Genomic DNA, 25,445 nt, shown 5'->3' with positions numbered 1-25,445 from the left:
CGTGATGCACAGCCTTATCCACAGGCGGTGTGGATAAGGCGGTTTTCCCATGTGTGTCGGCCAGTTGCGTGGGTTTCGTCACCTGGCAGACAGGTTCCTGCCGCAACTGCACAACCGGAGGTGCGATGTGACCGGTGCCCTACACTTGCCCGCGATGTCCGCCCCGTTGCTCCGTGTCGCCCTGCCCGTTCCCCTGCGGCAGGCCTTCGACTACCTGCCGCCCCCCGGCCACGCCGTCGGCCAGGACGATGTCGGCCGGCGGGTGCGGGTGCCGTTCGGCAATCGCGAACTGGTCGGCGTGGTGGTCGAGGTGGTCACCGCCGGCGCCGCCCCGGGCGAGCTGCGCACCGCGCTGGCCGTGCTGGATCCGGCTCCGCTGCTGGTCGGCGAGCTGGCGCGCTCGCTGCAGTGGCTGGCGGGCTATACCCACGCGCCGCTGGGCGAGGTGCTGTCCACCGCCCTGCCCGGCCCCCTGCGCCACGGCGAGCCGCTGCCGGTGCGCGAGGCCTGGGGCTGGCGCCTGACCGAGGCCGGCATGACCGCGCTGGACCGCCTGCGCGCCGGCAGCCAGCCGCGTCTGCTGGCCGAGCGCCTGCGCGGCGAAGGCCTTGCCGAATGGCAGCTCGACGACCTCCACCCCGGCTGGCGCACCGCCGCCCGCAGTTTGCAGCAGCGCGGTCTGGCCGAGCGTGTCGCCCAGCCGCCGCGCAGCCGCGCGCGCGATCCCCAGCCCGGCCCGGTGCTCAATGACGAACAGCAGGCGGCGGTGGCCGCGATCCCCGCGCAGGGCTTCGCCCCGATCCTGCTGGAGGGCGTGACCGGCTCGGGCAAGACCGAGGTCTATCTGCACGCCATCGCCGCCTGCCTGGCGCGCGGCCGGCAGGCGCTGGTGCTGGTGCCGGAGATCGGCCTGACCCCGCAGACGCTGGCGCGCTTCCGCGCGCGGCTGGGCGTGGAGGTGTACGCGCTGCATTCGGGCCTGGCCGACGGCGAACGCGCGCTGACCTGGGCCGCCTGCCTGCGGGGCGAGGCCCGCGTCGTGGTGGGCACGCGCTCGGCGGTGTTCGTGCCGCTGCCCGAGGCCGGGCTGATCGTCATCGACGAGGAGCACGACGGCAGCTACAAGCAGCTGGACGGCATCCGCTACCACGCCCGCGACTTCGCCCTGGTGCGCGGCAAGGCGCTGGACGTGCCGGTGGTGCTGGGCAGCGCCACGCCCTCGCTGGAGACCCTGCACAACGCCCAGGCCGGCCGCTACGCGCATCTGCGCCTGTCCACGCGCGCCGGCGCGGCCAAGGCGCCCAGCGTGCGCGTGGTCGACGTGCGCAAGCGCCCGCTGGCCGCGGGCCTGTCGCCCGACACGCTGGCGGCCATCGCCGCGCAGCTGCAGGCCGGCGGCCAGGTACTGGTGTTCAAGAACCGCCGCGGCTACGCGCCGGTGCTGCTGTGCCACGACTGCGGCTGGAGTGCGCACTGCCATCGCTGCGACGCGCCGATGACGGTGCACGCCGCCGGCCGCCGCCTGCAGTGCCACCACTGCGGCCATCGCCAGAGCGCGCCGCTGGCCTGCCCGGACTGCGGCGGGCTGGCGCTGCAGCCGCAGGGCGTGGGCACCGAGCGGCTGGAGGAACTGCTGGCCGATACCTTTTCCCAGGTGCCGGTGCTGCGCATCGACCGCTCCACGACCCAGCGCAAGGATGCGCTGGAGCGGGCCTTCGCCACGCTCGGCGACGGGCCCGGCATCCTGGTCGGCACGCAGATCCTGGCCAAGGGGCACGACCTGCCGCTGCTGACGCTGGTGGTGGTGGTCGGCGTGGACGAGGGCCTGTTCTCGGCCGACTTCCGCGCCGGCGAGAAGCTCGCCCAGCTGCTGATCCAGGTCGCCGGCCGCGCCGGGCGCGCCGCGCGCCCCGGCCAGGTGTGGCTGCAGACCCACCATCCCGGCCATCCGCTGCTGGAGACGCTGCTGTCCGGCGGCTATCGCGCCTTCGCCCAGGCCGAGCTGGCCCAGCGCGAGGAGGCCGGCTTCCCGCCGTTCGCGCACCTGGCGATGTTCCGCGCCGAGGCCAAGCAGATCGAGCATGTCCAGGCCTTCCTGCGCGCGGTGCGCGCGGCGCTGGCGCAGGCCGATGCCGGCCTGGAGCTGCACGGCCCGATGCCGGCGCCGATGCCGCGGCGGGCCGGCTTCCAGCGCATGCAGCTGCTGCTCTCCTCGGCCCAGCGCCCGCGCCTGCACGCGGCGCTGCAGGCGGCGCTGGCGCAGGTCGAGGCGCTGCCCGAGGCCCGGCGCGTGCGCTGGTCGCTGGATGTGGATCCGACGGATCTGTATTGAGCGGGGCGGTGGCGTTGGGTTGCGCGGCGGGACGTCGGGGTTTCCGGCGCTCGGGGCGAAAGTCCCTGGATTCCCGCTTTCGCGGGAATGACGGTGGGGAGGGTTGTTGTGAGGCCTGGTGATCGCGCCGCCTCTGGCGGCGTATCCGGCGCCGTATTAGCAAGAAGTTGAATTGACTTCAGCGCCAGGCCGACCCGGCTGTGACAGGATGGGGCGTGCGGTGCCTCACGGGCGCCCGTCTCTCCCCCCGTTTCCAAGTCTGTTGCTCATGTCTGTTTCAACACACCATCTGGTCATCGTCGGCGGCGGGTTCGCCGGCCTGTGGGCCGCGCGCGCGCTCGACGACGCACCGGTGCGCATCACCCTGATCGACCGCCACAACCACCACCTGTTCCAGCCGCTGCTGTACCAGGTGGCCACCGCCGGCCTGTCCGCGCCGGACATCGCCGCGCCGCTGCGCCACATCCTGCGCGACCAGCGCAATGTCGAGGTGCAGCTGGGCGAGGTCACCCGCCTGCTGCCCGACGCGCACACCATCGAGCTGGCCGACGGCACCAGCCTGCGCTACGACACACTGGTGCTGGCCACCGGCGCCGGCCATGCCTACTTCGGCAACGATGCCTGGGCCGAACACGCGCCGGGCCTGAAGACGCTGGACGACGCCCTGCGCCTGCGCCGCGAGATGCTGGTGGCCTTCGAACGCGCCGAGGCCGAGCCCGACCCCGCCAAGCGCGCGGCCTGGCTGCACTTCGCCATCGTCGGCGGCGGCCCGACCGGGGTCGAACTGGCCGGCACCCTGGCCGAGATCGCCCGGCACACGCTCAAGCACGAGTTCCGCCATATCGATCCGACCCAGGCGCGGGTGCGCCTGATCGAGGCCGGCCCGCGCGTGCTGCCATCCTTTCCCGAGGACCTCACCGACAAGGCGCGCGCGCAGCTGGAGAAGCTGGGCGTGGAGGTCTGCACCGGCGCGCCGGTGACCCACATCGACGAACACGGCTACACGCTGGGCGGGCAGACCTTCGCCGCACGCACGGTAGTGTGGGCCGCCGGCGTGGCCGCCTCGCCGCTGGCGCGCAGTCTGGGCGTGCCGCTGGACCGCGCCGGACGCGTGCTGGTGCGGCCGGACCTGAGCGTGCCGGGCCACCCGGACATCTTCGTCGGCGGCGACCTGGCCGCCGTCACCCAGGCCGATGGCAAGCCCGTGCCCGGCGTGGCGCCGGCGGCCAAGCAGATGGGCCGCTACATCGCCAAGAGCCTGCGCCTGCGCCTGGCCGGCAAGCCGGTGACGCCGTTCAAGTACAGCGACTATGGCAACCTCGCCACGATCGGCCGCATGGCGGCGATCGTGCACGTGGGCCGGTTCAAGCTGTCCGGGCCGCTGGCCTGGTGGTTCTGGCTGGCCGCGCACGTGTACTTCCTGATCGGCTTCCGCAACCGCTTCGTGGTGCTGGTCAACTGGGCCATGGCGTACTGGAGCTACCAGCGCGCGGCCCGCATCATCTTCGGCCAGGCCCCGCGCGAGACCGTGCCCGACCACGCCGTGCAGGACCTCGCGCCGGAACCGAAGCGCGCGGCGGACTGAGCCGCGCATCGGCCCGCTTCGCGCGGGCCGATGCGTGTCATCAACGCCGCGGCAAGAACCCACCTAACGTCGTTTCCCCAACCTACCGTCGTTCTCGCGAAAGCGGGAACCCATGGACGTTCGCTCAGCAAGCCCCCAAGGCGCTGGGTTCCCGCGTTCGCGGGAACGACGACGTTGAGTTCTGTGCGGCTTGCGGGCGTCGGCTGAAGCCGGGACGCGACGCGATCACGCACCCTATCCCCGCCTCTGCGGGAACGACGCGCGCTGGAAGTGGCGCACCCTCCCTACGGCGCGCCAGCGAAATCCATCGCCTGCTGCAGCGAGGCGCCCAGCGTCTGCCCATGCGAGAGCCCCGGCAGGATCTTCTGCTCCACCGTGAGCCCGGGCACCTTGCGCAGCTGCGCGGCCAGCGTGTCCGGCGCATCGGCGGGCAGATGCATCCGCGCCGCCTGCATCGCCTGGCTGCGCGCCGCATCGGCGGCCCGCGGCGCAGCGCGTTCCTGCGCGCCGCGACCGTTGAGCATCAGCAGCGCGGCCGGCGCCGGCAGTGCCTTAGCCTGGAAGCGCGCGGCTTCCTGGAGGATCTGGCCGCTGCCCCACCACAGCGAGGCGTCCACCGCGACATAGCGGTCGAAGGCCTGCGGCCGGGTGAACAGCGCATGCAGCGCGAACAGCCCGCCGTAGGAATGTCCCCACAGCGTCTGCCGTGCCGGGTCCAGTGCCACCAGCCGGGCCACGGCCGGGCGTACCCGATCGACGATCAGCGCAAGGAACGCATCGGCGCCGCCGCTGCGCCGGCCCAGCGCGTCCTCCTGCGCGCCATCGGCCGGCGTCGGCGTGTAGTCGTAGGAACGCGCGGCGCTGTCGATGCGCAGGTCGTTGTCGGTGGCGATGAACACCAGCACCGGCGCATGCCCGCCGGCCCGTTGTCGCTCGAGCGCGGCCTCGTCCAGCTCCATCAGCGCCGCGTTGCCGTCGAGCAGATACAGCGCGGGGAAGCCGCCGGCCGGCGCTGGCGTCTTCGGCACGGCCACGCGCACGCGGTAATGGCGCTGACCATCGGCCGAGACGAACCTGAGCACATGGAAGGCGTACGCGCGCGAACCGGTGTCGGCCAGCGTCGGCCCGGTGGTGCGGCTCAGATCGGGCTGGGCCCGCGCCGGCGCGGCAGCGAACATGAGCAGCAGCAGGCCGCCAAGGCAGGAAGCGAGCGCGCGCATCAGAAGCCGAACCTCAGGCTGGCCCAGTACGCGCGACCGGGCTCGTTATAGGTCTGCGCGCCGGCGCTGCTGGCGCGGCTGCCTTCGCGGAAGATGCGCTTGTCGGCCAGGTTGTTCACGCCCAGGCCAAGGCTGACATCGCGCGTGATCCGGTAACGCAGGCTGGTGCTCCACAGCTGGTAGGCGCCGAGCGAGTCGCACACCGGCAGCCCGGCCGCGCCGCAGATCGCCTCGTTGTTGCGGTCCAGCCGCGCCTGCTCCTGCTTGCCGTAGAAGGTGGCCATCAGCGCGAAGGACAGGCGCTGGGTCGCGCGCCAGTCCAGGGTCGAGTTGAGCGTGTACTTGGGGATCACCGACAGCGGCTGGCCGGTGGCCTCGTTCTTGTTGTCGATCATCCAGGTCAGGTTGGTGTCCCAGCTCAGCGTCTGGCCGCGATCGCCGAGCAGCGGCAGCTTCAGATTGCCCTCCACGCCCTGCACCAGCGCCTTGGAGGCATTGACCCACTGATAGACGAAGGCCCGGCCCGGCGTCTGGTAGTAGTCGCTGTAGCCGGCCACGATCTTGTTGTCGTAGTCGTTATGGAAGTAGGTCAGCGAGGCGTGGTAGCCGGTGTCGGGTAGCCACTCGATGCCGATCTCCTTGTTGATGCTGGTCTCCGGATCCAGGTCCGCGCTGCCCTGGATGTAGCAGCCGCCGGTGCCGACGCCGACGTAGTAGCTCGGGCAGCCGTTGCCGCGCGTGTAGTAGAGGTAATTCGGGTTGGCCTGATACAGGTTGGGCGCCTTGAACGCGCGCGCCACGCCGCCCTTGATCAGCCAGTCCGGCGCCAGCCTGTACTGCACGTTGAGGCTGGGGCTGAGTTCGTTGCCGAACGCGCTGTGGTGATCGAAGCGCAGGCCAGGCGTCAGGGTCAGCCGCTCGGTGGCGTAGAGGTTGTCCTCGACGAACACCGCACTGACCTGCTCGTCGGTCTTGCCGTTGCGGCCGCTCGGGTCGATGCCGACCACACCGGGGGCCGTCTGCGAGACCGAGTACGGATCGTCCAGCCGGCTCTTGCGGTACTCGAATCCCACCGTCCAGATGTTGTCCACGCCGCCGAGCAGGGTCGGCACGTTGATCTCGCCGTCGGCGGCGACGTCGCGCAGGGTCGAACGGGTCCACACCGGCGTGGTCGACAGCGAACCCTCCGGTCCGCCGGCCAGGCCTTCGGCGATGCGGTCGTTGTCGGTCTGCGCATAGGACACCGTCAGGCGCGAGGTGCCGAAGTCCCACTTGCCGCGATGGGTCAGCGCCGCATCGCGGCGGGTCATCACATTGGTCTCGTCGCCGACCTTGCTGACCACGGTGGCGTTGGAGTTGTTGAGATATTCGCCGGCGAAGATGTTGCCCTGGCGGCTGTAGCCGGACTCCACCTCGACCACCTGCGCGTCGCTGGCGTCCCAGCGCAGCAGGCCGTTGATGTCCTTGTTGCGCACGCCCTCGCGGCCGGCGGCGGCGACGCCGCTGCGGGAATGCGCGCTGTTGATGTCCGGCGCATCGGCATCGGTCTTGTTGAGGTTGCCGTACAGGCGGAAGGACAGATCGCGCGCCAGCGGTCCGCTCAGGGTGAACCCGGCGCGCTGGCTGCCGCCCTCGTCGCTGTGCTCGGGCACCAGGCCGTAGAGCGTCATGCTGCCCGACAGGTCGCCGGTGGGACGCTTGGTGATGATGTTGACCACGCCGCCGGCCGCACCGGAGCCGTAGCGCGCCGCGGCCGGGCCGCGCAGCACTTCGATGCGCTCGACCGCCTCGGCCGGCACCCAGTTGGTATCGCCGCGGCTGTTGCGTTCGCCGGCCACACCCATCCGCACCGAATCGCGCGCGCTCACGCGGCGGCCGTCGATCAGGATCAGCGTATTCTCCGGCCCCATGCCGCGCAGGTCGATCTGGCGGTTGTTGCCGTAGGCGCCCGAGGCGCTGTTGCCGGTCAGGTTGACGCCCGGCATGGTCCGCAGCAGGTCGGACAGGTCGTTGGCCGGCGGCCGGCGCTCGATGTCCTCGCGCGTGATGATCGAGGTGCCCAGCGCCTGCTTGGCGATCTGCTCGGCGGTGACGTGCAGCGTGTCTAGGGTGGTGTCGGCGTCCTGGTCGGTCTCGGCCTGCTGCGCATGGGCAGGCAGGGAACTGGCCAGCGCGGCCAGCAGGGCCAGGCGCAGGGGACGTGTAACAGGCGCACGGAGCGTGCGACGCGCAGCAGGAGTCATCTAGAACAGCCTCGGTCAGGGGGTGATGCCCTGGCGACGGCTGGGGCGAATCTGGCAAAGCCGCACACCACCGATCACGCCCGCGAGGCGGGCATGTGGAGGACGAGGACGGACTTCGCGTGTCGCCGCGCGCGGCGGCGACCGGATGCGCGGCAGCTTAGCAAATGAGAATGAATCTTGAAATTGCGATTACACGATTGTCAGGGCCGACTGCAGCGCCCTTGCCTGGGCGCCGCCCGCAGACACAACAAGAGAGTCCTTCGGCTTGTCGCGCAGCCGATGCACTTACTCCGCCGACCAGCCTCGACCCGTCCGATAGCAGTTTGCACGGTCGTTCGAGAACCCCTCCCTTGCGCACAGCGCAGGGGAGCTCGAAATCGCGGCTAGCGCTTGAGAGGGAGGGCTTAAGGCTTTACCGGTCAAGCCGCCGAAGCAAGAGCAACAGCACCCCTCCCCGGCCCTCCCCTTCGCCTACGGTGAAAGGGAGGGGGGGCAGGGTGCGATCAGTGACGGGAAGGCATCGACTTGAGTCCCCCTCCCTTGCGCGTAGCGCAGGGGAGGGATGGGGGGGGGTCCGGGGCTTTCCCGGGCAAGCCACAGAAGCGAAGAGCAAAAGCACCTCACCCCGGCCCTCCCCTTCGCCTACGGCGAAAGGAAGGGTGCAAAGCGCTTGCGCAACGCCTTTGAATCGAAGCCCATGACTCAACGCGCGAGGCAGCGGGCCGGCGGGCGGTGGCCGCGCCTAGCGAGGCAGGAGGCCGAGCGCCCGAATCAGGGCAGGATGCCCTGATTGAGGGATAAGCGGACGCCGCCCGCCGGACCACTGCCCACCCGAAGTCAGCACCCTCAATCACCGAGCGAGCCCGATTCGGCGAAGCACCACAAAAAAAGCCCCGCCAGGAGCGGGGCTCTTCGATCATCGAGGCGTTGGTCTCGATCAGGCGGTAAACAGCGCCTTCATCTTCTTCAGCGCGTTGGCTTCGATCTGGCGGATGCGCTCGGCCGAGACGCCGTACTCGTCGGCCAGCTCCTGCAGCGTCACCTTGGCGTCCGCGTCCAGCCAGCGGCGGGCGATGATGTCGCGCGAGCGCTGGTCGAGGTTGGCCATGCCTTCGCGCAGCAGCTCGAGCTGGTTGTCCTCGCTGTCGGCGCGCTCGTAGGCCTGCGAGGGATCTTCTTCGTTGGCCATCAGATAGGCGGCCGGCGACGGCGGAGCGTGATCGTCGTCCTCGTCGGACGGGGCATCGAAGCCGATGTCACGACCGGACAGGCGCGACTCCATCTCCACCACTTCGCGCTCGGAGACGTTGAGGTCCTTGGCCACGGCGCTGACTTCGGCCGCATTCATCCAGCCCAGGCGGGTCTTGGACTTGCGCAGGTTGAAGAACAGCTTGCGCTGCGCCTTGGTCGTGGCGACCTTGACGATGCGCCAGTTCTTGAGGATGAACTCGTGCATCTCGGCACGGATCCAGTGCACCGCGAAGGACACCAGACGCACGCCCATGTCCGGGTCGAAGCGCTTGACGGCCTTCATCAGGCCGATGTTGCCTTCCTGGATCAGGTCGCCCAGCGGCAGGCCGTAGCCGCTGTAGCCGCGGGCGACGTGCACGACGAAGCGCAGGTGCGAGTGCACCAGCTCGCGCGCGGCGTCGAGGTCGTCCTCGTCGCGGAAACGGTGGGCCAGCGCCTGCTCCTCGTCGACCGTGAGCACCGGAATCTGGTGCACGGCGCCGATATAGGCGTCCAGCGAGCCAAGCGGGCTGGGAATCGGGAGGTTGTTGGCCACCAGGGCGGTGGCAGCGGAGGTCTGAGTCATGGCAGCGATTTTAGCAATGTGGGGATTGGACTGCTAAGGCGCGGGATGGTTCCCTTCGTTCTACCAAGGGAACAATTATCGCGACATCTGTTGCATTGCATTCATTTTTGGAAATCCGTTCACATTCGCCGCCACGTCCTTGGCAATCAACCACTTAGCGCATCCAACAGCATTCGCGACGCTGCCAGAGCATGACATGCGGTCCGTCAGCGCGCCGTTCAAGAGGCCGGCAGGCCGCTTCGCCTCATGCCAACGTCGAGGGCGGGACGCGCGAGGCTGGAAACGGCTTCAGAAGTCGAACAGGTCGGAGAGAAAGCTCTCCTTCTTGCGCTTGCGACCATAGCCGTCGTGGCCTGTGTCGGGGTGGCGGCGATCGTGGTCATGCCGCGGGTAGGCACGCGCTCCGTAGGCGACGGCCGGCGGCGGAGGCGGCGCGGCGACCTGGCGCGCGGGCGGCTCCGGGCTGGCCCGGTCGATCAGCTTGTCCAGCTCGCCCCGGTCCAGCCAGATCCCGCGGCACTGCGGGCAGTAGTCGATCTCGATGCGTTGACGTTCGGACATCATCAGCGCGGTGGTCTTGCAGACGGGGCAGTCCATGGTGGGCATCGGCTAGGGAGAGGGACCTGGAGCCTGTGCGGGCCGGATTGAAGCCGTGCTGAAACCGGCCCTGGTCTGTCCGCATGGTCACCGCCGCGACAGCGCGCGGTCGGTTTGGCTTCGGCGGACACCGCGGTTGCGCGCGCGTGGCACGGTGCAGACATGCATCGCCTGACGCGCTCGTTATCATGCGCGCCCCCTTCCTGCAGTGCCGTCCAGGCAATCGGAGCGCATATGAGCAAGCAACCCATTGGCGTGGTCGGCATGGCGGTCATGGGCCGCAACCTGGCGTTGAACATCGCCAGCCGCGGGCACAAGGTCTCGATCTTCAACCGCAGCCGCGAGAAGACCGACGAGGTGATGGCCGAACATCCGGATGCCGGCCTGGTGCCGAGCTATACGCTGGCCGAGTTCGTCGAATCGCTGGAAACCCCGCGCCGCATCCTGCTGATGGTCAAGGCCGGCGCCGGCACCGATGCGGTCATCGCCGAACTCAAGCCGCTGCTGGCCAAGGGCGACGTGCTGATCGACGGCGGCAACACCTTCTTCCAGGACACGCGTCGGCGCAACGAGGAGCTGGCCCAGGCCGGTCTGCACTTCATCGGCACCGGCGTGTCCGGCGGCGAGGAAGGTGCGCTCAAGGGGCCCTCGATCATGCCCGGCGGTCCGAAGGACGCCTACGACCTGGTCGCCCCGATTCTCAACGAGATCGCCGCCAAGGCCGAGGACGGCACGCCCTGCGTGGCCTACATCGGCCCGGACGGCGCAGGCCACTACGTCAAGATGGTCCACAACGGCATCGAGTACGGCGACATGCAGCTGATCGCCGAGAGCTATGCCGTGCTCAAGCACGTGCTCGGCCTGTCCAACGCCGAGCTGGCCGACACCTACGCGCAGTGGAACCAGGGCGAGCTGAACAGCTACCTGATCGAGATCACCGCCACGATCCTGCGCAAGCGCGACGACCGCGGCGAGGGCGATCTGGTCGACAAGGTGCTCGACCGCGCCGCGCAGAAGGGCACGGGCAAGTGGACCAGCCAGAGCGCGCTGGACCTGGGCACGCCGCTGCCGTTGATCACCGAGTCGGTGTTCGCCCGCGTGCTGTCGGCGCTGAAGGACGAGCGCGTGGCCGCCGCCAGGATCCTGGCCGGGCCGGATGCGCCCGCGTTCGACGGCGATCGCGCGGCCTTCGTCGAGGCGGTGCGCAAGGCGCTGTACCTGAGCAAGATCGTGTCCTATGCGCAGGGCTTCGCGCAGATGCGCGCGGCCTCGGACGAATACGGCTGGGAACTGCAGTACGGCCAGATCGCCAGCATCTTCCGCGCCGGCTGCATCATCCGCGCGCGCTTCCTGCAGAAGATCACCGACGCCTACGCGGCCGACGCCAAGCTGGCCAACCTGCTGCTGGCGCCGTATTTCCAGAAGATCGCCGCCGACTACCAGGGCGCGCTGCGCGAGGTGGTGGCCACGGCGGTCAAGGCCGGCATCCCGGTGCCGTGCTTCGCCTCGGCCATCGCCTACTACGACGGCTACCGCAGCGCGCGCCTGCCGGCCAACCTGATCCAGGCCCAGCGCGACTTCTTCGGCGCGCACACCTTCGAGCGCGTCGATGCGCCGGGTAGCTTCCACGCCAGCTGGGGCGCGTGATCGGCACGCCGGTGGGGCGGGCCGGCGAATGTGTGATGCAGTTCAATAAATCGCGGACGGCCCGCCGAAGGTAGGCGTTCGCCTTGCGACTTTCGCCGCGTTTCGCGCGGCGCGCGTTTGCCGGACCATGACGCCCGTCGCGCTGCCTGCCCCGGTCCCACGCCCCTGTCCCGTCTGCTGCCTCCCGCCTTCCGCCTGCTGCTCGCACGTCATCGCCAGGCGCGCATGCTGCTCCTGCTGCTCATCGGCCTGCCGCTGGCGCAGGCCTTCGCCGCCGCACCGGCCACGCTGAAGGTGATGAGCTTCAACGTGCGCACGCCGGCGGACACCAACGAAAACCGCTGGGAGAACCGCCGCGACCTGCTCGCGCGCGTGGTCACCGAGCAGGCGCCGGACGTGATGGGCACCCAGGAGCTGGTCAAGCGCCAGGCCGACGATCTGGCCGCGCGCCTGCCGCAGTACGCCTGGTTCGGCCAGGGCCGGCGCGGCGGCGACGAAGACGAGCACATGGGCGTGTTCTATCGCAAGGACGCGCTCAAGGTGCTGGATTCGGGCAACTTCTGGCTGTCCGATACGCCGGAGGTGCCGGGCAGCATCAGCTGGGGCCACCCGCTGCCGCGCATGGTGACCTGGGCGCGCTTCGAGCGGATCGCCGATGGGCGCACCTTCGTGCTCTACAACACCCACTTCCCCTACCGCGACCAGGACGAGGCAGCACGGGTGAAGTGCGCGCAGCTGATCGCGCAGCGGCTCAAGGCGCTGCCGGCCGACGAGCCGATCGTGCTGACCGGCGACTTCAACACCACGCTCGACTCCGCGCCGCACGCCACCCTGACTGCGCTGCTGCGCGACAGCTGGGAAACGGCACCCTCGCGCAGCGGGCCGGACCGGACCTTCCACGATTTCACCGGCACGCCGGACAAGCGCATCGACTGGATCCTCTACCGCGGCCTGCAGCCGCTGACGGTGGCCACGCTGACCGACCACGACGGCGCGCGCTATCCGTCCGATCACTTCCCGGTGGTGGCGACCTTCGCCTTCCCGGCGCGGGCCGCCGCCAAGCCCTGAGCGAAGCCCTGCCGGCCTGACCGGGGCCTGCTCGCACACGGATCGCACGCCGGACTGCAGATCGGCTGGCGCCAGCCGATACCATGGTCGTCCGCCGCGTGGCGGCGCTTATTGCCAAGCCCATGACCTCCGACCTGGCGTCGCGTCTTCCCCGGCTGCTGTGCCTGGTCCTGCTGTTGGTCCTCGGGCTGGCCGCATGCGCGCCGGCGTCGCAGCCGCGGGCCTTCGTGGTGTCCGGCCAGCCGGCGCTGGCCGAGGAACACATCGATCCCTGCCGCCACCAGCACCGCCCCGGCCATGTGCGCATTCCGCTGGCGCCGCCCGTCGGCGGCTGGCCGGGCACGCCGCAGGCTGCGCTGGCGATGAACATCTACCAGGGCCAGGTGGAGATCCGCCACGGCGCGCGCGAGCGCTGCGGCACGCCGCTGGACGCGCGCACGCTGGACTCGCGCTTCCGCACCGGCATGGGCACGGTGCTGGTGCCGCCGCGCGGCAACCTGCAGCCGATCGAGGTCGAGTTCGACCAGGCGGCGCTGCCGCTGTGGCGGCCGATCGTGATGCTGGGCGAACCGGCCGTGGTGCAGCGCCAGGACACGCTGCGCTTCTCGATGCGCGTGGCCTGCCTGGCGGTGGTGCTGTCGTTGGTGCTGTCCTGCCTGCTCACCTTCATCGCCACGCGCGAGCGTGCCTTCCTGTCCGCGGCGATCGGCGCGGTGACCTTCGCGCTGTGGATCGCGCTGCTGTCGGGGCTGTGGACCTATCCGCGGCCCTGGCTGCCGCTGGACGAGCCGCTGGCGCTGCGCCTGATCGCCGCCCTGCCCACGGCGATGATCGGCCTGGCCCTGCGCACGCTGCGCGGCTCGGGCATGCGCTCACCCCGCCTGTATCGGCTCGCCGGCTGGGTGTCGGCCACGTTCCTATTGCTGTCGGCCGTGGTCCTGGTGCTGCCGGAGGCGGCCCTGCGGACCATCTGGCTGCTGGACGGCATCGGCTTCGTGGCGCTGTGCGTGGTGCTGGCCGCGCGCGGTGTGCTGGCCCTGGTCCATCGCCGCCCCGGCGGCGCGATCATGCTGGCCTGCCTGGCGCCGCTGGTGCTTGCCATGGGACTGGAGCTGTTCGCACCGGCCCTGCTGGCGCTGTGGGAAGTGGAGACGCTGATGGTGACCGGCGTCTGGCTCGGCCTGACCGCCAGCATGGCCTTGACCCTGCGCCTGCGCCAGCAGCGCGACCAGATGCGTCTGCTGGCGCAGACCGACGCGCTGACCGGCCTGCCCAACCGCGGGGCGGCGCTGGAACGGCTGGCCCAGGCGCGCGCCGGCGCCCAGCAGGAGGGCCGGCTGCTGACGGTCTGCTTCCTGGACATCGACCACTTCAAGGACATCAACGACCGCTACGGCCATGACGTGGGCGACCGCGTGCTGGAGCGCGTGGCCGCGACCCTGCGCGCGGTGTTCCGTGGCCAGGACTATGTCGCGCGGATGGGCGGCGAGGAATTCCTGGTCATGCTGCCCGACGCCGAGCCCTCGCACGCCCTGCGGCGCATCGACGCGCTGCGCGAACCGCTCGATGCGATCGCCCAGGATCTGGGACTGCCCGGACTGCGCGTCACGCTCAGCACCGGCATCACCGGGCTGCTGCCGCAGGACCGCGACACGCGCGGCCTGCTGCAGCGCGCCGACGCGGCCATGTATGCCGCCAAGCGCGCCGGGCGCGATCGGGCGACGCTGGCGGACGTCGGCTAGGCGCTGCCACCTGTGCGGCCACGGCGGCGTGCCTTGGTTGACCTGGCGGGTAGCCGCGCGGTGGCGGTCGCGGGTTGCCGTGAGGGTCGCGTGCTCGTCCGAGCCTGGCCCGTTGGCCGGAATGGCGACGGCTGGCGGCGGTGCCGAAGGGGTAGATCGGGGGTGAGGAAGCGACCGACGCAAAAACGGCGGGTAGGACGCGATTCAGCGCCTCTGTCGCGAACGTCGGCCAACGTCGCATGATGATGTCGCGTCGGAGTGAAGTCTGGATGACGGTTCGGGCTCCGGCGAGGTTCGTGAGAATTCCTGAACAGGCTGGTCGGCCGCGGTCTGTACCGTGGTCGCCAGCGCTCAACACAAGGAGAGTGCAATGGCTTTTTTCCATCTCTATGGACGCAATACCGAACGGCTGTACTTCGTCACCTCGGGCGACGACACCATCTGCGTGACGGCCGATGGCACGGCGTCGCTGTGCCACGACGCCGACCTGCTGACCATGCGCTGCGCGCCGGTGTCGCATCTGGAAGACAATCCGGTCGCACTGGCCGCGTGCCGCGCCGCGGTCGCCTATGCCAAGGCCAACGGGCTGGAGATCGACGCATCCGACGCGTTCTACGAATGAGCGCGACGCGGCGTGTGCTGTCCTGGCCGTCAGCGGCGTGACGGGCCCGCCGCGGTGGCAGTGCTAAAACCTTGGGTCGACTTCAACCGCAGCCGGAGCGCTCCCATGGAAACGCAGGAACTCTTCCGCGGCCGCCTGATCGACCACCTGCATCTGGTCGTGCGCGACCTGCATGCCAGCCAGGACTTCTACAGCGCCGTGCTCGGCGCGCTGGGCATCCCCATCGGCGGCACCGGGCCGGGCTTCTTCTGGGCGGACGAGCTGTTCGTCTCCAGCGCCGACAGCCCGGCGGCCACCGGCGAACTCACCGGACGCCATCACCTGGCCTTCCAGGCGCGCGATGCGGCCATGGTCGATGCCTTCCACAAGGTCGCCCTGGCCCACGGCGGCCGCGACCACGGCGCGCCGGGGCTGCGGCCCTACCACCCCAACTACTACGCGGCCTTCGTCCTCGACCCCGATGGCAACAACATCGAGGCGGTCTTCCACGGCCCGGCCGAACGCAGCGCCGAGGCGGTGTGGATCACTTTTCCGCAGTGAGCTCGACCCGGAACGGCAGGTTGGCGGTGGCCGCGTGTCCCTGGCCATCGCGGACCTCGACGAACAGCCGGTAGTTGCCGGGCGCCTGCGGTGCGACCAGGCGCATCGCGCCATTGGCCGTGTCGCTGATGGCCACATCGACCCGGGCGGGGACGGTTTCCGGATCGCCGCCGACGCTGGTGGCCTGGCTCTCGCGCAGGACCGTCCAGCGATAGTCCAGGGCATCGCCATCGGGATCCTGCGCGGGCGCCGCCGCGGTATGCGCGCTGCCCGGCGCCAGGGTGACGCTGGCACGCGCGCCCTGCCCGTCGATGGTCGGCGCCTGGATCGACGGCGCACGATTGCGCGGCCAGTGGCCGGTCCACAGCCACTGCAAGATATCCACTGCCGGCGTGGTCGTGCCGTCCGGCAGAAACAGGCCGTACCAGGTCGGCGTGCGCTCCTGCTTCTGGCCCCAAAGGAACACGAACGACCCCAGCCCCTGGCGCTTGTCCGCCTGGATGACCTGGCGGTAGCGCTGCGCCAGCAGCCGCGCCTTGTCGGTGGACGTGTCCTCGATCGGCGCGCCCCAGGCGGTGAGCGGGCTCTCCCAATGGCCGGTCGGTCCCCATTCGGTGACGAGGTAAGGGCCGGTCCACTGGCTCTGGCGAAGCTTTTCCGGCAGCCGGTCGAGGTCGCCGTAGAGCTGGATGCCGATCAGGTCCAGCGCGGGCGCGCGCATCTTGATCGCATCAACCAGCGGCTTGTCCAGGCCCGCCACCGTGGTCATGACCGGATGATTCGGATCGAGCCGGTGAACCATGTCGGCCAGCGCGCCCACGGCGTTCCAGACGCGCGGGTTGGTCGATTCCAGGTTCAGCTCGTTGCCCACCACCCACATCAGCACGGCGGGATGGTCTTTCCAGGCGAGCACCTCGCCCCGGATGCGCGCGCGTTGTGCCTCCACGGCGCCGGCGTCGTCGTAATCGAACCCATGCCGCTCGCGCGCGACCTCGATGCCCATCGCCACCTTCAGGCCCTTGGCCTGCGCGTGGTCCAGCATCGCCTTCACCCGGGCGGTGTCGGCGCCGGTCTGCCAGGTGCGGAAGGCATTGCCGCCGCGCGCGGCCAGCGCATCCTGCTCGCGCGCGTCGCCGCGCATGCCGGCGCCGCGGACGTAGAACGGTTGGCCGTCCACCAGCAGCACGAAGCCTTCCGGACGCTCGACGATCCGCACCTGCGCTGGCCGTTCGGCCCGCGCCTGGGCCTGCGCCAGCGGCACACTCGCCAGCAACAGCGCCAGCACCCACCCCCTGCCTACCCGCATGCCCCGCTCCTCAGTGCAGGCACCGCACGCCATGCGGCGTGGGCGCATTCGAATCGGTGGGGGATGGCGATGATGCCACGTCGGGTGCGGGCCGAAGCGGCGACCGGATCACGCCATCGTCAACACGACCTTGCCCAGATGCTGGCCGGCTTCGAGATAGGCATGCGCCTGCGCGGCCTGCTCCAGCGGGAAGGTGCGGTCGACCAGCACCTTCACCTGGCCCTGCGCGATCCACGGCCAGACCCGTCGCTCGATCTCGGTCGCCAGGCGGCCCTTCTCTTCCGCGCTGCGCGGGCGCAGGGTCGAGCCGGTCAGCACGGCCTGGCGGCGCATCAGCTCCATGATCGGCACTTCCAGCGTGCCGCCGCCCTGGGCGGCGATGTAGACGATGCGGCCGCGCGGGTTGAGCACCGCCAGCGTGTCGGCGAACACGCTGGCGCCGACCATGTCCAGCGACACATCGACGCCGCCGGCCGCCTTGGCCGCCTCGACGAACGAACCGGCGCGGGTGTCCACCGCGATGTCGGCGCCCAGCGTGCGCGCCTGCGCGGCCTTGTCCGCGCCGCGCGCGGTGGCCAGCACCTGCGCGCCGGCAGCCTTGGCCATCTGGATCGCCATCACGCCGATGCCCGAGGTGGCCCCGTGCAGCAGCAGCCGTTCGCCGGCCTTGAGCTGGCCATGCTCGAACACGTTGGCGAACACGGTGAACACCGTCTCCGGCAGCGCCGCGGCATGGACGAAGTCGCAGCCTTCCGGCAGCGGCAGCACCTGACGCGCGTCCACCGCCACGTACTGCGCATAGCCGCCGCCGGCCAGCAGCGCGCACACGCGATCGCCCGGCTGCCAGCGGCCGGCGCCGGTGACGACCTCGCCGGCCACTTCCAGCCCCAGCGTCTCCGGCGCGCCGGGCGGCGGCGGATAGTGGCCCTGACGCTGCAGCAGGTCCGGCCGGTTGATGCCGGCGGCATGCACGCGGATCAGCACCTGGCCTTCGCCCGCCACCGGGCGCGGTACCTGCACCGGATGCAGCGCGTCGGCCGCGCCCTTGCCGTCGCGGATGGCGATGGCGGTCATCGTGGAATCGGGCATGCAGGCACCTGTGCGGAATCGGGGGGCGGCCATGCTAAGCCCGCGGCGGCGACGGGCGCGTCTGCGCGGTGGGACGCTGCATCGTGTCTGGCGCGCCGGCTTGTGAGCCGCGCTCGCGGCCGCGTATGGTGAGGCCCAGGGAGGACCCGACGGCGTGCGCATGCTGCCCTGGCTATATCTGTTGATCCACGCGGCGGCGATGTGGGCACTGCCCGCCCATGCCGAGGTAGTGTCGTTCGCGTTTCTGCTCGGCGCGCCGCTGCTGGCCGCGGCCGCCTGCCTGTGGCGCAGCCGACGCAACGTGGCGGCCAGCGGCTGGATCGCGCTGGCGATCGGCCTGCTGCTGTGGGCCGGTGGCATGGGCGTCAACATGCTGCAGACCACGGTACTGGGCAACGCCTCGTCCACCTCCGGTGCCAGCGTCCTGCTGTACGTGCTCTATGGGGTGCCGCTCACCTTCGTCCTGGCCAGTCATCAGGGCGAAGGGTGGCCGCTGCGCCTGCTCGATGCGCTGATGGCGATCGCGCTGGGCCTGCTGTTCTTCGTCCACACCTTCACCTTCGCCACCTTGAGCAGCGCCAGCGAGGATGGACTGGACCGGCTGGCCCTGATGCTGGACGTGGAGAACGCCTTCATCGCCGTCTTCTCGGTGCTGCGCTGGCTGGCCGCCGGCACCGCGGCCCAGCGCCATTTCCATGGCAGCCAGGCCGCCTTCGCCTGGGTCTATCTGGGCGTGGCGGCCTACATCAACCACGGCGAACCCGCGGACGGCCAGTTCGGGGCGTTGTGGGATCTGCTGATCGACGTGCCGTTCCTGCTGCTGGTGTCGCTGGCGCTGCGTCCGGTACCCGATGCGCGGCCCGGCTGGCAGCTGCCGCGGCTGGCCTCGATCGTGCGCGCCGGCAGCCCGCTGCTGCTGCCCATCAGCGTGCTGGTCACCTCGGCGATGATCGTCGGCGGGCATCCGCTCTGGGCGATCGGCGGCTTCGTGTTCGCGCTGCTGGGCTATGGCGCGCGCAGCGTGCTGCTGCAACTGCGCGCCATGACCGAACGCGAGGAGCTGCATGCGCTGGCGCGCGTGGATACGCTGACCGGGCTGGCCAACCGCCGCGAGTTCGATGCCGCGCTGAGCCGCGAGTGGCAGCGCGCGCGCCGCTCCGGCGAGCCGCTGGCGCTGCTGATGATCGACATCGACCACTTCAAGCGCCTCAACGACGCCTTCGGCCACCAGGTCGGCGATGCGCATCTGCGCGCGGTCGCGCAGACGCTTGCCGCCGGCTGCACGCGCGCGCTGGACGTGGTGGCGCGCTATGGCGGCGAGGAGTTCGCGGTGATCCTGCCATCCACCGACGCGCAGGCCGCCCAGGCCATGGCCGAGGCGCTGCGCGCCGCGGTCGAACAGCGCCGATTGAACGCGCCCGAGCCCGGGCCCTACGTCACCGTCAGCGTCGGGGTCGGCGCGACGTGGCAGGTCGAGGGCCCGGATCCCGCGCCGCTGCTGGAAGCGACCGATGCGGCGCTGTACGACGCCAAGCGGGCCGGGCGCAATCGCCTGGCATTTCGGGCGCTAGGGCCGCTTTCGGGGCCGGTGCCCGCGGGCCAGGGGTGACGGGCGCCGTTGTCCAGCGGAATCGGGAGCTCGTGGGTCCCGCGCTCGGTGCGAACGTCCAGGGGTTCCCGCCTTCGCGGGAACGACGGGGGTTGGATCTGTGGCCTCGCTGTCGTGGCAGAGGCGAGTGACGAGCGGGTTCGCGCGAGGACGTAAAATGCGCGATTGCCGCACACGCGGCCTTGCTGCCGAGCCCCACCCATGATCACCAACGACGTCCTGCGCAGCGTGCGCTACATGCTCGATCTGAGCGAGCCCAAACTCATCGAGATCGCACAGCTGGCCGACCCGGCCTTCTCCATCGATCGCGCGCAGCTGCAGGCCGCGCTGAAGAAGGAGGACGAGGAAGGCTTCGCGCCGTGCAGCGATGCGCTGCTCGCGCACGTGCTGGACGGGCTGATCGTGCAGTTCCGCGGCCGCGACGAGAGCCAGCCGCTGCGCCCTGTGGAGACGCGGGTGACCAACAACCTGGTGCTGAAGAAGCTGCGCGTGGCCTTCCAGCTCAAGGACGTGGACATGCATGCGATCTTCGAGGCCGCCGGCTTCCCGGTGTCCAAGCCCGAGCTCTCGGCGCTGTTCCGCCAGCCGGACCACAAGAACTACCGCCCCTGCGGCGACCAGCTGCTGCGGGCCTTCCTCAAGGGCCTGACGCTGCGCCTGCGCGGCGCCTGAGCGCCCTCGCGCCGGGGCTGCCGGCGCGCCTGTTCCCTGTCCGAGCCTGCCGATGCCGCGTTCCCTGATCGCCCGTGTGGTGTTGCCCTGCCTGACCGCCCTGGCGGGCCTGACCAGCCTCTGCGCGAGCGCCGCGACGCCGGCTCCGGCGCCGGCGCCGATCCAGGTCAAGGTGTTCGTGGCGGCGATGTTCGAGATCGGCGCCAACAGCGGCGACCGCGCCGGCGAGTTCCAGCACTGGTACGAGCGCTACTGGGCCGACGCCAAGCCCATCGCCGTGCCCGGCGCCCTGAATCCGGTCTACTGCAATGCCGAGGGCGTGTGCGGCGCGGTGCTGGGCATGGGCAAGGTCAACAGCGCCGCCTCGATGCAGGCGATCCTGCTCAATCCCGCGTTCGACTTCTCCCATAGCTATTACCTGCTGACCGGCGTCGGCGGCACGCCGCCGCAGCGCGGCACCATCGGCGAGGTCAACTGGGCCAGCTGGCTGGTCGATTACGACCTGGGGCACCGCTGGGCGCCGGAGGAGAACACGCCCGGCACGCCGACCTTCATGCCGCGCAAGGGCTACGAGGCCTATCGCGTGTTCCATCTCAACCCGGCGCTGGTGGGCTGGGCGATGCAGCTGTCGCAGGGCGTGCCGCTGGCCGATTCCGACGCGGCGCGCGCGTATCGCCTGCGCTATCCCGACGCGGCCGCGCGGCGCGCGCCGTTCGTGGGCACCGGCACGCACATGACCGGCGATACCTTCTTCCATGGCCCCGGCCTGTCGCGGCAGGCGCAGTACATCGCCAAACTCTACGGCGCCGACGACTACGTCATCACCGAGATGGAGGCGGCCGCGCTGACGCTGGTGATCCAGCGCACGCACGGCACCGATCGCATCCTCAGCCTGCGCGGCGCGGTCAACTTCGACCAGGGCAATCCGCGAGAGACCACGCTGCAGCACCTGGACCCGGCGCCGGGCGAGACCGCCGGCGGCTTCCCCGAGACCGTGCGCAATATCGAGGCCGTCGGCGCGCGCGTGGTCGACCACATCGTCGCGCACTGGCCGCAGTGGCAAGACGGCGTGCCAGCGCGCTGAGGCTTCAGCGCGCCGGTGTGAAGCGCAGCGTCTTCAGGTCGAACGCCGCGCCTTCGGAGCGGATGCGCAAGGTATTGGTGCCCGGCTGCAGCGCCAGCCCCCGGAACGCGCCGGCGCCCTGCGCGGCCGGCTGCGCATCGCCGTTGAGCACCAGCGCCACCTTGCCCGCGCCTTGCATGTCCAGCGCCAGGTCGTAGCGGCCAGCAACGGCGGCGGTGAAGGTGTACTGCAGCCATTCGCCGGCCTGCAGGCCGGCCACGTGCAGCTGCCCGTCGCGATCGCGGCCCAGGTCGATGCCATCGTTGCGATAGGCCATCAGCGCATTCCAGACCAGGCCGCCGGGCTCGCTCGATTCGTTGGCCGGCGTGCGGCCGTGATAGGCCACCCCGTCCGGCCCCAGATCGAAGTCCACGGCGGACCAGGCACCGCCGGCGGCCTCGACGAGGTGCGGTTTGAACGGCCGCGCCCGGTCCGAATGCGGCGCGCGCAGCAGCGCATCGACCACATCGGGATGCTGCAGGTTGTTGGCGAAGGCCACATCGTGCGTGGCCAACTGCATCAGCGCCGCCTCGGCCGCCTGCGCCGAGGGCTTGGGGCCCTTGCCGTTCCAGTAGGCCAGCAGGGCGTCGTAGCCGGGATTGGGCACGATCTGCAGCGGCTTGTTGTAGCGGATCTTCTTCAGCGGCCACCAGCTCCAGCCGATGCCCTGGCCCTCGGCCAGCGCCACGGTGCGGGTGTACCAGTCGTTGGAGTTCTCGCCGGTCTCGCCCAGCCACAGCGGGATCCGATGCCGGTCGCGCAACGCCAGCATCCTGGCGATGCTGGCGCGGTCGGGCGTGTCCCAGTACTTGTGGAAGCTCAGCACCAGGTTGTCGTCCCACAGGCCCGCATCGAGCACGCCGGCGTAGTTGCTGCCCCAGCAGTTGCCCTCCAGCACGATCATGTGGCGCGGATCGATGCGGCGGATCGCGCGCGTGGTGCGTTCGAGCAGCGCGCGCAGCGGCGCGTTGCCGGTCTCCTTGCAGCCATGCACGTCGGCACGATCGGTGAAGCCCCAGTTCGGCTCGTTGATCAGGTCGTAGGCGGCGACCGCCGGCTCGTCCTTGTAGCGGCGCGCCAGCTGCTCCCAGAGCGCGACCAGCTTGTCCTGCGCGGCCGGGTCCTCCCACAGCGAGGGCTTGGACGGGTCGCGGTCGGCGATGCTGAGGTCGTTGCCCTGCCCGCCCGGCGCGGCGTGCAGGTCCAGGATCACCACCATGCCATTGGCCTTGGCCCAGGCGATCAGCGCGTCGGTGCGCCGGAAGCCGTCCTCGATCCAGGTCTGCCGGCCTTTGACCGGCTCGTCCTCGACCGGCAGCGTGTACAGCGCGTAGTGCATCGGCAGGCGGATCGAGTTGAAGCCCCACGCCCCCATCGCGTCGATGTCGGCCTTGGTGGTGTGGTGGTCCAGCCACGCGGTGTAGAAGACCTGGGTCTTGTCCTGACCGATCAACTCGGCGATGTGCTGGCGGATCACGCGCTGGGCGCCGAACTTGGGCAGCTCCAGCATGTAGCCCTCCTGCAGCATCCAGCCGCCCAGGCCCATGCCGCGCAGGATCACCGGCTTGCCGTCCTCATCGACGATCTGCGTGCCCTGCGCGCGCAGGAACCCGCGCGGCTGCGCGTGGACGACAGGAGCGGCCAGCAGCGCCAGCAGGGCGGCCAGCACGAGGGCACGGGACAGCGACATGGATGGCTCGCGGATCTTTTCGGGACCGGCAAGCCTAAGCCGGGCGGCGGGCAGGCGCCGCGTGCAGTGCAACATCGAATAGGCCAGCCGTCCCGCTACGCCACCCGGAGCGCCCGACAGCTCATGCGCCTCCGCCGCTGGCAGAGCAGCCGCGACCCCTGCCTCACTTCTTGCCGGAAGCGTCCTCGGACTTGGCGGCGCGCAGCTGCTCGATCATCTCGGACTGCAGTTTCTGGATCCGCGGCATCAGCAACTGCATCCGCTGCTGGATCAGGACCATCGAATTCTTCATCAGCCCTGGCATCTTCTTCAGCATGCTCTGCCCTGCGGGCGAGCGATAGAAAGCGAGCATCCCATCCACATCGGCCTGGCTGAAGCTCTCGGTGTAGAGGCGGATGTACTCCGGCTCCATGACGTCATAGCGCATCTGTTCCAGCATGACATCGACCATCTGCTTGCTGGTCTTGTCGACGATGGCGCGCTGAGCGTCGTTGAGCACCTGCCCCTGGACTGCGTGTTGCATGCTCTGCCCAATGGTGGCCCGGACTTGGTCTTCCATGGACCGCATCATCGTGCGCACATCGGTGACCTGCAGCAGTTCCCTGACCGAGGCTTCGCTTGCGGGTGTTTCTGCGGCGGGCGCGGCAACAGCGACCGCGTACAGCAGCGCGGCAGCGAAAATGGACTTCAACATGCAGGACGTCCCTGTCTTGGTTCGCACGTCCGCCCGATGCGGACATCGCAACCCTATTCTGCGCGATGGCCGGGCCAGGGCAAAGCGCCAGTAAACGCTTCCACTTCAAACACTTGCATGTGTCATCGCTGTTGTCATGCAGCAAGACTCGGCAAAAACGACGCCGTTCTTCATGCGCTGCGAACGCGCGGCTGTGACAGAGCCCGCGGATTCGCACATGGCTGAAAACAGGCTTTGACAGCGCTGTCATACGCGGAGGAGCGTCGGCGCTGGCCCCGCCGCGGAGGCGGTCGCGCCATCATCCAAGGGAGATAGACCATGCGCTCATTCCGTGCCCTGGCGGTGTCGTCCGCCGTGATCCTCAGCGCCGCGTGTGCCAGCTACGCACCGGCGGTGCAGGCCCAGACGCTGGTGTGGGAAGACAACTTCGACGGCACCGCCATCGATGGCAACAAATGGACCTATGACGTCGGCACCGGCTGCCAGATCGGCAACTGCGGCTGGGGCAATGCCGAACTGGAGTACTACACCAGCCGCCCGGAGAACGCGCGCGTGGAGAACGGCCATCTGGTGATCGAGGCCCGGCGCGAGGACTTCGGCGGCATGCCCTTCACCTCGGCGCGGCTGAAGACCGAGGGCCGCATGCACTTCAAGTACGGCACGCTGGAAGCGCGGATCAAGATCCCGCAGGTGGGCAATGGCCTGTGGCCGGCCTACTGGATGCTGGGCGCGGTCGGCGTGTGGCCGGCGCGCGGCGAGATCGACATGATGGAGGCCGGCTCGGCCCAGGCCATCGCCGACGGCATGGCCAACCGCCGCGTCGGCGCCGCGGTGCACTGGGACTACAACGGCTCGCAGGCCGACTACGGCAGCGACTACAACAGCCCGGTCGATCTGCAGAACGACTTCCACACCTACCGGCTGACCTGGGACGCGAACTACATCCGCATGTCCATCGACGGGCAGCAGTACTTCGAGTTCGCGATCTCCGACATCCAGGGCGCCTCGCTGCAGGAGTTCCACGCCCAGCAGTTCCTGCTGCTCAACCTGGCCGTGGGCGGCAACTATCCGGGCATCCACGACGTGGCCGGCATCACCGCGCCCATCCCCGGCAAGATGGAGGTGGACTACATCCGCCTGTACCAGGATACGCCCGGGTCGGAGCTGTACATCGGCGCGGATCACGCCGCCCCGGCCGGCACCTTCGGCCTGTTCTCCGAGCGTGCGGGCCTGAGCGGCCAGCTGGACTACGGCAACGGTACCGACCTGTACCTGTGGAACAACCTGACGCCGAACAACGGGGCGGCCTATGAGGGCAGCCAGGTGATGTCGTATCACGCCGCGGCCAACAACTGGTACGGGCTGGGCATCAGCAGCGGCTTCAAGAACTTCAGCAACTACGCGGGCGGCTCGCTCAGGTTCCAGATGAAGACCAACGCCACCGGCACCTTCAAGATCGGCATCAACACCTCCTTCGGCGACAGCTGGGTGGACTTCGTCAACGGCGGCAACAGCTACGGGCTGGTGCGCGACGGCAACTGGCACCAGGTGACGATTCCCTTCAGCGCCTTCTACGACTTGGACCTGACCGCGGTGAAGCAGCCCTTCATGGTGGTGTCCGATCCGCCGCCGGCGGCTGTGGATTTCGCCATCGATGATGTGGTGTATCAGAGTCCGTAGGGGGGCCCAGCTGTCGTTCTTGGCGGCGGCCTGTGTCCTGGCTCTTCCGGTAAACGTCCATGGGTTCCCGCGTTCGCGGGAACGACGATAGGGAGTTTGTCCGTGGCGCAAGGTTTGCGGCGGCGCGGGGCGGGGTGGGAGCGCTAGGATGCGGGGCCACCCCACCACGC

At 69.9% G+C, this 25,445-nt stretch carries 19 protein-coding genes; 11 read left to right on the top strand and 8 right to left on the bottom strand.

The annotated features are described in order from the left end of the window. Positions 1-154 precede the first annotated feature (154 nt). Both EAT51_RS17825 and EAT51_RS17820 read left to right on the top strand, forming a co-directional pair. Positions 155-2,332, top strand: a complete 2,178-nt coding sequence (locus EAT51_RS17825) for a primosomal protein N' (RefSeq protein WP_130516778.1) — start codon at positions 155-157, stop codon at positions 2,330-2,332. Between the two features lie 268 nt (positions 2,333-2,600). After that, on the top strand, positions 2,601-3,917 hold the full coding sequence (locus EAT51_RS17820; RefSeq protein WP_130516776.1) for an NAD(P)/FAD-dependent oxidoreductase: 1,317 nt from the start codon (positions 2,601-2,603) through the stop codon (positions 3,915-3,917). Between the two features lie 284 nt (positions 3,918-4,201). Here EAT51_RS17820 and EAT51_RS17815 read toward each other — a convergent pair whose 3' ends face one another. From EAT51_RS17815 to EAT51_RS17800, 4 genes are all read right to left on the bottom strand, one after another. Further along, on the bottom strand, positions 4,202-5,137 hold the full coding sequence (locus tag EAT51_RS17815; protein ID WP_130516774.1) for an alpha/beta hydrolase: 936 nt from the start codon (positions 5,135-5,137) through the stop codon (positions 4,202-4,204). Further along, entirely contained in the window at positions 5,137-7,380 is a 2,244-nt protein-coding gene (locus tag EAT51_RS17810; protein ID WP_130561861.1) for a TonB-dependent siderophore receptor, read from the bottom strand. The genes EAT51_RS17815 and EAT51_RS17810 overlap by 1 nt, the downstream gene beginning before the upstream one ends. A gap of 937 nt (positions 7,381-8,317) precedes the next feature. After that, a complete protein-coding gene (gene rpoH, locus EAT51_RS17805; RefSeq protein ID WP_130516770.1) occupies positions 8,318-9,196 on the bottom strand; it encodes an RNA polymerase sigma factor RpoH in 879 nt (292 codons plus the stop codon). Positions 9,197-9,484: 288 nt separating this feature from the next. Further along, positions 9,485-9,793 carry a TFIIB-type zinc ribbon-containing protein gene (locus tag EAT51_RS17800; RefSeq protein WP_130516768.1) on the bottom strand — a complete coding sequence of 103 codons (309 nt, stop codon included), beginning with the start codon at positions 9,791-9,793 and terminating at the stop codon, positions 9,485-9,487. 234 nt (positions 9,794-10,027) lie between these two features. Here EAT51_RS17800 and gndA point away from each other — a divergent pair, with 234 nt between their 5' ends. From gndA to EAT51_RS17775, 5 genes are all read left to right on the top strand, one after another. Next, the gene (gene gndA / locus EAT51_RS17795) at positions 10,028-11,440 is read left to right on the top strand and encodes an NADP-dependent phosphogluconate dehydrogenase (RefSeq protein ID WP_130516766.1); all 1,413 of its coding nucleotides are present in this window, start codon (positions 10,028-10,030) and stop codon (positions 11,438-11,440) included. Between the two features lie 165 nt (positions 11,441-11,605). Then, entirely contained in the window at positions 11,606-12,508 is a 903-nt protein-coding gene (locus EAT51_RS17790) for an endonuclease/exonuclease/phosphatase family protein (protein ID WP_425478230.1), read from the top strand. Between the two features lie 122 nt (positions 12,509-12,630). Further along, entirely contained in the window at positions 12,631-14,250 is a 1,620-nt protein-coding gene (locus EAT51_RS17785; RefSeq protein WP_165421953.1) for a sensor domain-containing diguanylate cyclase, read from the top strand. 370 nt (positions 14,251-14,620) lie between these two features. Then, positions 14,621-14,872: a hypothetical protein gene (locus EAT51_RS17780; RefSeq protein ID WP_130516760.1), complete on the top strand. Its 252-nt coding sequence runs from the start codon at positions 14,621-14,623 to the stop codon at positions 14,870-14,872. Positions 14,873-14,977: 105 nt separating this feature from the next. After that, entirely contained in the window at positions 14,978-15,412 is a 435-nt protein-coding gene (locus tag EAT51_RS17775; RefSeq protein ID WP_130516758.1) for a VOC family protein, read from the top strand. Here the strand turns inward: EAT51_RS17775 and EAT51_RS17770 are convergent. Further along, on the bottom strand, positions 15,396-16,718 hold the full coding sequence (locus EAT51_RS17770) for a glycoside hydrolase family 2 TIM barrel-domain containing protein (protein ID WP_130516756.1): 1,323 nt from the start codon (positions 16,716-16,718) through the stop codon (positions 15,396-15,398). The two genes, EAT51_RS17775 and EAT51_RS17770, sit on opposite strands and share 17 nt — an antisense overlap. A 108-nt stretch (positions 16,719-16,826) precedes the next feature. Then, complete coding sequence (locus tag EAT51_RS17765; protein WP_130516754.1) at positions 16,827-17,807, bottom strand: NAD(P)H-quinone oxidoreductase; 981 nt, start codon at positions 17,805-17,807, stop codon at positions 16,827-16,829. A gap of 160 nt (positions 17,808-17,967) precedes the next feature. On the opposite strand from EAT51_RS17765, the gene EAT51_RS17760 reads away from it, so the two are divergent. From EAT51_RS17760 to EAT51_RS17750, 3 genes are all read left to right on the top strand, one after another. After that, positions 17,968-19,416: a GGDEF domain-containing protein gene (locus EAT51_RS17760; protein ID WP_130516752.1), complete on the top strand. Its 1,449-nt coding sequence runs from the start codon at positions 17,968-17,970 to the stop codon at positions 19,414-19,416. A gap of 201 nt (positions 19,417-19,617) precedes the next feature. Next, positions 19,618-20,088 carry a YehS family protein gene (locus tag EAT51_RS17755; protein ID WP_130516751.1) on the top strand — a complete coding sequence of 157 codons (471 nt, stop codon included), beginning with the start codon at positions 19,618-19,620 and terminating at the stop codon, positions 20,086-20,088. Between the two features lie 52 nt (positions 20,089-20,140). Then, positions 20,141-21,172, top strand: coding sequence for a purine-nucleoside phosphorylase (locus EAT51_RS17750; RefSeq protein ID WP_130516749.1), 1,032 nt, complete (start codon positions 20,141-20,143; stop codon positions 21,170-21,172). Between the two features lie 4 nt (positions 21,173-21,176). Here the strand turns inward: EAT51_RS17750 and EAT51_RS17745 are convergent, their stop codons facing one another. Together EAT51_RS17745 and EAT51_RS17740 are read right to left on the bottom strand one after the other, a co-directional pair. Then, positions 21,177-22,901: a cellulase family glycosylhydrolase gene (locus tag EAT51_RS17745; RefSeq protein ID WP_130561860.1), complete on the bottom strand. Its 1,725-nt coding sequence runs from the start codon at positions 22,899-22,901 to the stop codon at positions 21,177-21,179. 163 nt (positions 22,902-23,064) lie between these two features. Beyond that, on the bottom strand, positions 23,065-23,595 hold the full coding sequence (locus tag EAT51_RS17740; RefSeq protein WP_130516745.1) for a DUF2059 domain-containing protein: 531 nt from the start codon (positions 23,593-23,595) through the stop codon (positions 23,065-23,067). A gap of 318 nt (positions 23,596-23,913) precedes the next feature. Here EAT51_RS17740 and EAT51_RS17735 point away from each other — a divergent pair, with 318 nt between their 5' ends. After that, positions 23,914-25,275 (top strand): glycoside hydrolase family 16 protein, encoded by a 1,362-nt coding sequence (locus EAT51_RS17735; RefSeq protein WP_130516743.1) that lies wholly within the window; start codon positions 23,914-23,916, stop codon positions 25,273-25,275. Positions 25,276-25,445: the final 170 nt, after the last annotated feature.

The sequence above is a fragment of the Pseudoxanthomonas winnipegensis genome (genome assembly GCF_004283755.1).
GTDB classification, from domain to species: Bacteria; Pseudomonadota; Gammaproteobacteria; order Xanthomonadales; family Xanthomonadaceae; genus Pseudoxanthomonas_A; species Pseudoxanthomonas_A winnipegensis.
The sequence above is the reverse complement of the archived record's forward strand: the minus strand, read 5'-3'. Positions and strand labels throughout refer to the sequence as shown.